8 protein-coding genes are annotated in these 11,605 nt (G+C 41.0%); all 8 read left to right on the plus strand.

Annotated elements, in window-relative coordinates:
• Nucleotides 1-7: 7 nt before the first annotated feature.
• On the plus strand, nt 8-1,702 hold the full coding sequence (locus tag D1013_RS00455) for an alkaline phosphatase family protein (RefSeq protein ID WP_121847011.1): 1,695 nt from the start codon (nt 8-10) through the stop codon (nt 1,700-1,702).
• A gap of 85 nt (nt 1,703-1,787) precedes the next feature.
• Entirely contained in the window at nt 1,788-3,146 is a 1,359-nt protein-coding gene (gene pbfA / locus D1013_RS00460) for a (R)-1-hydroxy-2-aminoethylphosphonate ammonia-lyase (protein WP_121847012.1), read from the plus strand.
• A 16-nt stretch (nt 3,147-3,162) separates the two neighbouring features.
• Nucleotides 3,163-4,755 (plus strand): purple acid phosphatase family protein, encoded by a 1,593-nt coding sequence (locus D1013_RS00465; RefSeq protein WP_225621385.1) that lies wholly within the window; start codon nt 3,163-3,165, stop codon nt 4,753-4,755.
• Nucleotides 4,752-5,834, plus strand: a complete 1,083-nt coding sequence (locus D1013_RS00470; RefSeq protein WP_121847014.1) for an alkaline phosphatase family protein — start codon at nt 4,752-4,754, stop codon at nt 5,832-5,834. The genes D1013_RS00465 and D1013_RS00470 overlap by 4 nt, the downstream gene beginning before the upstream one ends.
• 397 nt (nt 5,835-6,231) lie before the next feature.
• Entirely contained in the window at nt 6,232-7,095 is an 864-nt protein-coding gene (locus tag D1013_RS00475) for a UDP-2,3-diacylglucosamine diphosphatase (RefSeq protein ID WP_121847015.1), read from the plus strand.
• Nucleotides 7,096-7,118: 23 nt separating this feature from the next.
• Nucleotides 7,119-8,132, plus strand: coding sequence for a glycosyltransferase family protein (locus tag D1013_RS00480; protein WP_121847016.1), 1,014 nt, complete (start codon nt 7,119-7,121; stop codon nt 8,130-8,132).
• The gene (locus D1013_RS00485) at nt 8,132-9,532 is read left to right on the plus strand and encodes a GH1 family beta-glucosidase (RefSeq protein WP_121847017.1); all 1,401 of its coding nucleotides are present in this window, start codon (nt 8,132-8,134) and stop codon (nt 9,530-9,532) included. Before D1013_RS00480 ends, D1013_RS00485 begins: the two co-directional genes overlap by 1 nt.
• A 279-nt stretch (nt 9,533-9,811) precedes the next feature.
• Entirely contained in the window at nt 9,812-11,590 is a 1,779-nt protein-coding gene (locus tag D1013_RS00490) for an alkaline phosphatase (protein WP_121850539.1), read from the plus strand.
• Nucleotides 11,591-11,605 lie beyond the last annotated feature (15 nt).

Here is an 11,605-nt window from a genome sequence, read left to right on the forward strand (position 1 = left end):
TGAGTAGATGACCTCAAAACAAGACTTTGGTGACATGTCGATTAATATGAAAACCAACCTCTTTATAAAAATGACCATAGCACTACTATTTGTGCTATGGTCTAATTTCGTTTTTGCCCAAACACAACCTGTAAAAGGTATAGAGCATGTGGTCGTAATCGGTTTTGATGGATTAAGCCCCGATGGGATTGAGAACGCAAACACCCCCGCTTTTGACCGAATAATTGCTGAAGGGGCTTCTACCATGCACGCCAGGGCGGTATTGCCCACTAGCTCAAGCAGCAATTGGGCATCTATGATTATGGGCGCTGGGCCCGAGCAACACGGAATCACTTCAAACGCTTGGGAAAAAGATAATTTCACCTTACCTGCGATTGCCCAAAGTGAAGATTTTTTATTTCCGACTATTTTCAGGTTGATTTCTGATAACCAACCGAAGAGTGAGGTCGGGGCCATTTATCATTGGGGAGGTTTCGGTCGCCTTTTTGAAAAAACTGCGGTTAATTTTGACCGCAACCCTGACAGTGAAGATGAGACGGCCAAGATTGCTTACGATTACATCAAATCAAAAAAGCCGCTGTTTACCTTTATTCATTTTGACCATATAGACCATGCCGGTCATGAATATGGCCACGGAACATCTCATTACTACGAGTCGGTCGAGAAGGCAGATGCGCTTCTTGAAAATGTAATGAGGGCCATCGAAAATTCTGAATTAGCCAAAAACACCTTGGTAATCGTTAGTTCTGACCACGGAGGTTTAGGTACGGGTCATGGTGGAGAGTCGCTTCAAGAAGTCGAAATTCCTTTTATCATGTGGGGCCCTTCGGTCAAGCGCAACCATATTATTAAATATCCTGTCTACCAATACGACAATGCCGCTACCGTAGCATTCGCACTCGGTCTAAAGCGCCCACATGCTTGGATAGGAAAACCAGTGAAATCAGCATTTCAAGGGTATGAAATCGATGACAAATACCCAGTTCTAGTTCAACTTAAAGAGCCTATTATTCTTCCAAAACCGGAAGGATATAAAAAAGCCGGAGGACTTTTTAATGAGAAAGCCGAGGTAATCATTGAAAACCCGAATAAAGAGGGCGTGATTAGATATACAACCGATGGCAGTTTTCCTTCGGCCGCTTCGCCCATTTACGATGGACCATTCGAAATCGAAGAAAGTGCTGTCATCAAAAGTGCCGTTTTCGAAAATACAAGCATCAAAAGTTTGGTGGCAGAAGCCTATTTTCGGATTAAAAAATCGAACTTTAAAAAACCTTTAAAATACGAAGTGTTCTACCTCAAAGATTTGGCCTTTATTCCCGAATTAAAAAATAAAAAACCGGATGTTATTGGAAATTCTTTTGAAATGACCACTGATGAAATAAAAACTTTGCTCAAGGCAAATACGGCCGTTCGCTTTACTTCTGAATTAGAAGTGGTGCAAAACGACCTCTACAAGTTCTCTCTGCGATCCGACGATGGTAGCCAACTTTATATAAATCATGAATTGGTTGTTGACAACGACGGCGATCATGGTGTTGAGGAAAAAACAGGGCAGATTCAATTGAAAAAAGGCGGTCAAAAAGTAGAAGTGCTTTATTTCAATGGTGGGGGCGATGGTTGGCTAGATGTTTTTTTCGAAACAGGTACAAAACCTAAACAGATACTTTCTGTCAATAACCTTAAAAATTCCGATTTATGAAATTGAATCGCACCTTCACACGGGTAACGGCATTTCATAGTTCAGATTTCAACTATCATGAAGAATTTATGCTAGCATCGACCCTATGAATCAAAACGAGGAAAATCATATTGATATCAACAAACGCACCGAGGGGGACATTAATTTCAGTGCGGAAAGGGCCAAATGGTTAAAAAATGACATTAGTGAAAAGGCTAAAACCCTTTTAGAAAAAGATGCTCGATATTTTCTCCATCAGTCACTCTCCACTCCTTGTTTAGATGTTCTCCAAGATTCTAAAGGGCCTTTTATTCAAAGCGTATCGGGTAAAAACTATCTTGACTTTCACGGCAACAATGTACATCAATTGGGTTTTTCACACCCAAAATTAGTTGCCCGATTAACTGAGCAACTTCAATTGCTCACATTTTCAACCCGGCGGTATACCAATGAAATTGCCATCAATTTCGCCGAGAAACTTGCTTCTTTACTGCCTTCTGACCTGAACAGAACCCTTTTGACGCCAAATGGCAGTAGTGCCATCGGTATTGCACTAAAACTGGCGAGAGCCGTAACCGGAAAATTTAAGGTTGTATCCTTTTGGGATTCTTTTCATGGGGCCTCACTCGATGCCATAGGTGTGGGCGGCGAAGCAGTATTTAGGGAATATATGGGGCCATTGATGCCCGGGGTAGAACGTATTCCGCCTCCTGTTACCTACCGAGGTATTTATGAGGACAACGAGCAAAAATGTCTGGAATATTTAGAGTATGTTTTTAAGAAGGAAGGTGATATTGGCGCATTTTTGGCAGAAACCGTTCGAAATACCGATGTTCAAATTCCGTCAAAATCATTCTGGAAAGATGCGCGGGCGCTTTGCGACCGATATGGAGTATTGTTGATATTAGATGAAATTCCTATTGCTTTAGGAAGAACAGGCAAAATGTTCGCCTTCGAGCATTTCGATGTCGAGCCTGATATTCTTTGTCTCGGCAAAGGGTTGGGCGGCGGTATTTTTCCTCAAGCAGCAATGGTTACCAGAGATTCATTTAATCGTTTTGGCGACATATCGTTAGGCCATTACACCCACGAGAAAAGTCCGCTAGGCTCTTTGGCAGGCCGTACTACCATAGAAATCATCGAAGAAGAAGGGTTATTGAGCAAAGCCCAAAATGACGAGGCCTTCATGCGCGAAGAATTACATCGTTTAGAACAAAAGCATCAACTGATAGGTGACATTAGGGGCAAAGGCCTACTTTGGGGCATTGAACTGGTGAAAGACCGAAATACCAAAGAGAAAGCTGTCAACGAAGCTGAAAAAATTATGTACAACTGTCTCAAAAACGGACTAAGCTTCAAAGTATCTGCAGGCAACGTGCTTCAATTGGCTCCGGCATTGACTATATCTAGAAATGAACTGTCAAGGGCAATTGGCATAATCGATAATGCAATACAAGAACTATAAACCAAACTATACCAAAATGAAAAACAAAGGCCTGAGCCTCTTATTATTTTTTATGGCTACCCTGGTCCTCACGGCCCAGAACAAAAACACCGAATTTGTGGTGCATCCGTTTTTACAAGACGCCACACCTAATTCCATCATCATTAAATGGGAAACTTCTAATGGCGAAGAAAGTACCGTAGAATGGGGTACAAGCCCGAAACTGGGTAAAAAATCGAAAGGCACCGCCTATGACATCAACTTCGGCGATTCACGAATTCACGAGGTAAAGGTGGAAGGTTTAAAGCGTTTCACAACCTATTATTATCGAGTTAGAACCGGCAAACTGGTCTCGGACACTTTTCAGTTCAAGACACCTCCTTTTGCGAGTGATAACGAGTCGTTCAATATGCTTGCCATGAGCGATATGCAAATAGACGGTGAACACCCCGATAAATTTTCAGAAATAGTAAATGAAGGCATAATCCCTTTTCTAAAACAAGAATACGGTGAGTCAGTGCCCGAAAACCTGGCTTTAGTAATGATTCCAGGAGACTTAGTCTCAGATGGCACCAATTACACCCATTGGAACGACCATTTCTTTAGACCGTCAAAAAACCTATTTGCCGAAGTGCCCGTTTACCCCGTCTTGGGCAATCATGAAAAGAACACGGCTTTCTATTTCAAATACTTTAGTCTTCCGGAAAACGGAACTCCCGCCTATGCCGAGCATTGGTGGTACAAAGATCATGGCAATGTAAGGATCATAGGTCTCAATTCTAACGATGGCTACAGAGATGTGAAAGAACAGTATGTCTGGCTGAAAGAGGTTTTAGAGGATGCCGAAAAAAATGTGGATATCGATTTTGTGTTCGCCCAATTGCACCATCCTCATAAATCAGAACTATGGATTCCCGGAGAAGAGGAGTCTACAGGTAAAGTAGTTAAGATGTTAGAAGCATTTACCGATAAGACAGGTAAACCCAGTCTACACTTTTTCGGTCATACCCATGGTTACTCAAGAGGGCAATCGAAAGACCACAAACACCTTTGGGTAAACGTTGCCAGTGCGGGTGGAGCCATTGATAACTGGGGCGAATTCGAAGGCCGTGACTATGACGAATTTACCGTGACACAAGATGAATATGGTTTTGTTATGGTAGAAGTAGATGCCAACCCCGACCAACCCAAATTCACCCTGAAAAGAATAAGCAGAGGTAATGAAAATGTGTTCAGAAATAATGAAAAGACCGATGAGATTACGATTTACGCCAAACCACGTAAGCCTAATACCCCACAACCTATTTCTTTAAAGGAAGAAACCCCCATTACCGGTACCGTTTTGAAGGCTGGACCTTTTAGCTCCAATTTTGAGGGTGCCTATCATGACGCTTCTCACTGGCAGATTGCTACCGATAAAGAATTTACGAAACTGGTTCTCGATAGCTGGAAACAGTCGGAAAATTGGTACTACCTTGAAAATCGCCAAGAAGGCGATGACCTGACTGACGAGCCTACCAAAAGACTTTCTGGCAACACTACCTATTTCTGGCGGGTGCGTTACCGTGACCAAAACCTGAACTGGAGTGATTGGTCAGCTGTTGAAACATTTAAAACTGTAACCAAATGAGACGATTTACTTTTATAAGAGCCTGCTTTGTATTGACCTTTTTCAATGTTAATGCGCAAGAAGACACAAAAGTGGTATTAATAAGTCTTGACGGCCTTCGTTGGCAAGAGTTGTTTACCGGCGCCGATTCCAAATTGGTAGCCCATAAAGATTTTGTGCACGATACAACAGACCTTAAATCGGATTTTTGGCGTGAAACCCCAGAAGAAAGACGTAAGGTTTTGATGCCCTTCTTTTGGTCAGAATTAGTTCAGATAGGCCAACTACATGGCAACCGAAACAAGGGTAGCAAAGTCAATCTCACGAACAGCATGTGGTTTTCCTATCCTGGTTACAACGAAATCTTGACCGGAAAGGCCGATGATAAGCGAATTACCAGTAATGATAAGATGAACAACCCAAACAAGACGGTTCTTGAAATTGCGAACAATACTGATAATTATAAAGGCAAGGTAGCCGCCTTCGGGAGTTGGGATGTGTTTCCTTTCATCATCAACGAAGACCGATCAGGTGTTCCTGTCAACGCAGGTTTTGAATTGGCAAAAGGTGAAGATTTGAGTGAAAAGGAAGTTCTTTTAAACGACATGCAGCCCAAAACACCCAGCCCTTGGGGTTCTGTAAGGCTAGACGCCTTCACTCATTATTACGCGTTGGAGCATATGAAGAAAGAGCATCCCAATTTAGTATATGTAGCTTATGGCGAAACGGATGATTTTGCTCATGATGGGGAATACGATGCCTACTTGAAGTCAGCCAATGCGACCGACGCGATGATACAAGAGTTATGGCATTATACCCAGAGTGATTCCTTTTATAAAGATAAAACCCTCTTTATCATCACCACTGACCATGGGCGTGGTACAGACCCTATCGCCAGTTGGAAAGACCATGGAAATAAGGTAAAAAACGCGGGCGATGTTTGGATGGTTTGTTTTGGTAAGGGTGTAAAACCTCTGGGTGAAATTACTACCAGTGAACAAGTCTACACTAATCAAATAGCGCCCACTGTGCTAAAAGCGCTATCACTGCCCGTTGATAAGCAGATGATGCCCGCTGAAGCCTTACCGCTAAGCAAATAACTATTCAAATTTTTGATAATAATACCTTGATATTTAGTTAACTCGTCAGCATTTACAATATTCGAATTTTGCAATGTAATTATTTGAGTTAGTCTAGTTTGAGTTAGTTTGAAACCCGATATGAACCTATCGGGTTTCATTTTTCTATTCCTCGTTAAGCCAACAGCTATAATACTTCACCACAAATATGATATTTAGCTAACAATTAATTAATCAGTCATTTACAACTGGGTTAAGTTAATTTTGCAAAATTTGGTATACCCTATGTTCTGCTTATGAAGCTCATAATAGTTTATATCTCGACCCTGTTGGTCAATTTCTTCATCTCTCGGTTAAGAAGCTATTTCTCGCCTCTTAAGTTCAAGAAAATAAAGAACCCCCGATTTGAATCCGTTACATGAAAAAAAGACCTGTTGACATCGTGGTCATCTCAGATGTACATTTAGGTACGTATGGGTGTCACGCCAAAGAACTGATCAAATATTTAAAGTCGATTAAGCCCAAACAGGTAGTTCTCAATGGTGATATCATAGACATTTGGCAGTTCAGTAAGCGCTATTGGCCAAAGACCCACATGAAGGTCATCAAAATTATTATGGAATGGATTGCCAAAGGAGTGAAGGTTCACTATGTAACCGGTAACCATGACGAAATGTTACGAAAATTTGTAGGCTTTCAACTCGGTTCTTTCAGTATAGTCAACAAACTGGTTCTTAATGTTCATGGTAAAAAAGCATGGATTTTTCATGGCGACGTATTCGATGTTACCATGCAACATTCAAAATGGTTGGCCAAGTTGGGCGCCATCGGTTATGACACTTTAATTCTTCTCAACCGAGCGGTCAATTTCTGTTATAAGAAATTGGGTCGAGGCCCGGTATCAATGTCCAAAAGAATTAAAAATGGAGTGAAATCAGCGGTAAAGTTCATTAACAATTTTGAGCATACCGCAGCCGATATAGCCATTGAAAATGAGTTTGATTATGTTATCTGCGGACATATTCATCAACCCGAAATAAAAACAATCAAAACCGATAACGGTTCGGTCAAATATCTCAATTCTGGCGATTGGGTAGAAAATCTTACCTCTTTAGAGTATGCCAAGGGCAAGTGGAAGCTATATCATTTTGAGCAAGACTCCCAGTTGATAGATTATGATTCCGACAGCAACGACCCTAACGAAATGCTTGAGAAAAAGGCCCTTTTTGAAAGTTTATTGGCCGAATTCAACAGTATGTCAACGCCGAAAACCGCCAAATAACAAAGGCTTAAAATTGCTTAGTAATGAAAGTGCTTTATGCGATACAAGGAACGGGCAATGGTCATCTCAGCAGAGCAAGAGATGTAATACCGGTACTACAGAATAAAAAAATCGATCTTGATATTTTGGTAAGTGGAACCCAAGCCGATATTCAGATACCCTTTCCGGTCAAATATCAGCTTAGCGGATGGAGTTTCATTTTCGGAAAAAAGGGAGGGGTCGATATGTGGCGAACCTATATGCGAACCAATTCAAATCGCCTACAAAAAGAAATTAGAAGCATACCCGTACAAGAGTACGATTTGGTCATTAACGACTTTGAACCCGTGACGGCTTGGGCCTGTAAAATACGTAACAAAGCCTGTATCTCACTTAGCCATCAGGCAGCGGTTATATCACCGAATGCTCCGAAGCCTAAAAAATCGGACCCTCTCGGCAAGTTAATATTGACCAAATACGCCCCGACCACCAATCAATACGGGTTTCATTTTAAAAAATACGACGATAAAATATATACCCCCATAATTCGTCAAGAAATTAGAAACACAACAAGAACGAACGGTAATCATTACACGGTTTACCTTCCATCTTACAGCGATGAAAAAATACTTCACGTCTTATCGAACATCAAAAATTGCTATTGGGAAGTCTTTTCAAAACACAACGACACCAAGTTCTTTTGGAAGAATATGACCATAATGCCAATCGACAATGAGGCATTCATCAAGAGCATGGCAAGCAGCAAAGGTGTTTTATGTGGTGCGGGTTTCGAAACCCCTGCCGAAGCCCTTCATATGCAAAAAAAATTGATGGTGGTACCGATGAAGGGGCAATATGAACAGCAATGCAATGCCGCCGCCCTTAAAGAAATGGGGGTTCCCGTAATAAAAACCCTAAGAATGAAACATGTTGACAAAATCAAGGAATGGGTCGATACCGATCATCGACTTGATATTCATTATCCAGATATTACCGAACAGATTATTGACCGGGTACTTCAAGAAAATACGGTTGGGTACGCCAGCGCGCTTAGATAATGTCTTTAAATTTCGACCCTGATTTTTCCGGACTAAATTCTGATAAGTTTCCCCAAGATTTCGTTTGGGGTGTTTCTACGGCAGCCTACCAAATTGAAGGAGGCTATTGTGAAGAAGGCAAAAAAGCCTCGATTTGGGACACCTTTGTTTCTAAAAAGGGGAACATATTTCAAGACCAAAATGCTAATATAACCTGCGATTTCTTTAGTCGATACGAAGACGACATTCGCTTAATGAAGTCGATGAACATCAACCATTTTAGGTTTTCTATCTCGTGGTCAAGAGTACTGCCTGACGGTATCGGAGAAATCAACGAAGCAGGTGTTCAATATTACAATCGCATCATCGACTTTTGTTTAGAATTGGGTATTACCCCTTGGGTAACACTCTATCATTGGGATCTGCCGCAGGCCCTTGAAGATAAAGGCGGTTGGTGCAACCGAGAAATATTAACTTGGTTTGAAAACTATGTAACAGTTTGTGCCAAACATTTTGGCAATCGGATAAAAAATTGGATGGTTCTTAACGAACCAATGGTCTTTACAGGCGCGGGATACTTTTTGGGGGTGCACGCACCCGGCAGAAAAGGGTTGCAAAATTTTCTTCCGGCAGTACATCACGCCACTATGTGCCAAGCAATTGGTGGGCGAATATTAAGAAGGTTGGTCAAAAACGCACATATAGGTACGACATTCTCTTGTTCGCAAATAACACCCCATTCACATAAAAAAAGAGATGTCAAGGCTGCCGCAAAGGCAGATGCCCTATTGAACAGGTTGTTCATAGAACCTAGTTTGGGTATGGGTTACCCCATAAATGATGTAAGCGTATTAAGGCGAATTGAAAAATACATTCAACCGGGCGATCTTAAAAAATGTGCTTTTGATTTCGACTTTATAGGCATTCAGAACTATACCCGTGAAGTTGTTAGACATAGTTTCACCGTACCCTATTTAAGGGCCAAAATTGTAAAGGCCACTAAAAGAAACGTTCAAACGACTTTGATGGATTGGGAAGTTTACCCCCCGAGCATTTATGAAATGATTGCCAAATTCGATGCTTATGCTGGGGTGAAAAAAGTAATCGTAACCGAAAATGGCGCTGCTTTTCACGACCAAATACAAGATGGCCAAATAAATGATCAAGAACGTACCCGTTACCTTCAAAATTATATTTCGCAGGTGAACCGTGCACATCAGAAAGGCTACAATATTGCCGGTTATTTCGTTTGGACCTTCACTGACAACTTCGAATGGGCCGAGGGCTATTACCCTAGATTTGGTTTGGTGCATGTCGATTTTGATACTCAAAAAAGAACCATAAAAGCTTCGGGCAAGTGGTATTCTTCCTTTTTAAAGTCCTTCAGCAAATTTGAACATCGCGTAAAAAGTGGGTCTTGAAATTAAAGTATTCTAAAATTTAGTCCCATTTCAAGTTGCCCCATTGTTAGTTCAATAAAATAAGGTAAAAGCTTATCATTCACTTTTGATAATATTTCAATCACATTTACTTAATGTTTGAAGAGATATTTGTGCCGATTTTTGCGGCATCATAATTTGAGTTAGCAAAGTTTGAGTTAGTTTATGAAACCGGTGTCGCTCTCGTCGCCGGTTTTTTGCTATTTGCTTTTACCTATTTTTGAAAACATTACCGAACTAAACTTTATTAAAGAACCGAAAATGAAAAAAATTACGATAGTTCTAGGCTTTCTACTATCCTTCAACTTCTTGTTTTCTCAAAATGAAAACGTTTACAAAGTACACTCCCATAACGACTATTTACAGAATGTACCATTCTGGAAGGCCTACGCTGCCGGGGCCTCTTCTATCGAGGCCGATTTGTTTTTAGTAAATAAAGGGCTTTACGTTGCCCATACCAAAGAAGAAATTAAAGAATCATTTGAATTTGAACGCCTTTACCTTAAGCCCATTGAGCAAGTCATTGATTTCGAAGGCGGACTTCAAAAACCGTTGCAGTTGTTGGTCGACCTAAAATCGGAGGCCGAGCCCACACTTGCCACACTGATTAAAGTTTTGGAGAAGCATCCGAAAATAATTTCTGAAGCCAATCTAAAAATTGTTATATCCGGCAACAGACCAGAACCAGCAAACTATATTGACTATCCCTCTTACATCTATTTTGACTATCAAAGTTTAGACCCTGTCCAAAATGCCGACATATTAAAAAAAATAGCTTTGGTAAGTCTTAGTTTTAAAGGATTTTCACCTTGGAACGGAAAAGGACGGTTAACAGCCGAAGACCTGAAAATCGTAAAATCAACTATCGAAAAGGCAAAAGCCCTTAAAAAACCGTTTCGCTTTTGGGCCACTCCCGATTCAAAAACAGCTTGGAAAGCTTTGGCGCATTTAGGGGTAGATTATATCAATACCGACATGCCTTTTGAGTGTAAAAATTATCTACAGACATTACCGAGTAGGGAATATAGAAATACAATATTCTCTGAAGTTTATCGGCCCACCTTCGAAGTCGACCAAACACAGAATAAAGTAGAGAATGTCATTTTAATGATTGGAGATGGAAATGGCCTAACTCAAATATCTGCCGCTGTTTTAGCCAATAAGGGGGAAACAACCCTAACCCAACTAAAAAGTATCGGTTTTCTAAAAACCCAATCGGCCGATGATTTTACCACAGATTCCGCTGGGGCCGGCACTGCATTGGCTACCGGAAAAAAAGCCCCAAACCGTGCCATAGGCATGACTACAGATGGTAAGAGTGCCCAGAACATTACGGAACTGCTAGACACCAAAGGTTATGTTTCAGGCCTCGTAACCACCGACGAAATATCTGGAGCTACTCCTTCCTCCTTTTATGCCCATCAAAAAGACCGCTCACAGACCGATGAAATACGCTCTGATTTAGAGAAAGGCAAACTAGCCATGTTCATCAGCAACGATACCCAAAAAAGTTTTGATAGCAAGAATTCTGCTTTTAGTCTCTTGGAAGAGGTAAGTGATATAGGCAATAGCAAAAGTGACAAGGTGGCCTTTTTAATGGGGGATGAGAGTTCTAACGATAATCAAAAAGAAGCGTTGGCCAGGGCTACAAAAAATGCAATCGCTTACTTTGAAAAAAAGAGCAAACCCTTCTTTTTAATGGTCGAGGGAGCAAAAATTGATTCTTACGGGCATGCCAATAAAATTGATGGTGTGGTGAAAGAAGGTATTGGTTTTGACAAGGCCATTACTGAAGCCATCAAGTTTGCAGACACTTCAAAGAATACTTTGGTGATTATCACCGCAGACCACGAAACAGGTGGCCTGACCATTCCTCAAGGAAATATGGAATTGAATGAAATTGAGGGCGACTTTACTACCGACGACCACACAGCTACCATGGTTCCTATTTTTGCATATGGTCCTCAATCACAATTGTTTCAAGGTGTTTATGAAAACAACGAAGTTTTTCATAAAATTATAGAGGTTCTACAACCCTAAAGATTACCTCTAAAA

This window comes from Euzebyella marina (assembly GCF_003687485.1).
Classification (GTDB): domain Bacteria; phylum Bacteroidota; class Bacteroidia; order Flavobacteriales; family Flavobacteriaceae; genus Euzebyella; species Euzebyella marina.

Excerpts from the sequence above, each read along its gene's own strand:
- D1013_RS00455 (WP_121847011.1), top strand. The coding sequence starts at position 8 with ATGACCTCAAAACAAGACTTTGGTGACATGTCGATTAATATGAAAACC.
- pbfA (WP_121847012.1), top strand. The coding sequence starts at position 1,788 with ATGAATCAAAACGAGGAAAATCATATTGATATCAACAAACGCACCGAG.
- D1013_RS00465 (WP_225621385.1), top strand. The coding sequence starts at position 3,163 with ATGAAAAACAAAGGCCTGAGCCTCTTATTATTTTTTATGGCTACCCTG.
- D1013_RS00470 (WP_121847014.1), top strand. The coding sequence starts at position 4,752 with ATGAGACGATTTACTTTTATAAGAGCCTGCTTTGTATTGACCTTTTTC.
- D1013_RS00475 (WP_121847015.1), top strand. The coding sequence starts at position 6,232 with ATGAAAAAAAGACCTGTTGACATCGTGGTCATCTCAGATGTACATTTA.
- D1013_RS00480 (WP_121847016.1), top strand. The coding sequence starts at position 7,119 with ATGAAAGTGCTTTATGCGATACAAGGAACGGGCAATGGTCATCTCAGC.
- D1013_RS00485 (WP_121847017.1), top strand. The coding sequence starts at position 8,132 with ATGTCTTTAAATTTCGACCCTGATTTTTCCGGACTAAATTCTGATAAG.
- D1013_RS00490 (WP_121850539.1), top strand. The coding sequence starts at position 9,812 with ATGAAAAAAATTACGATAGTTCTAGGCTTTCTACTATCCTTCAACTTC.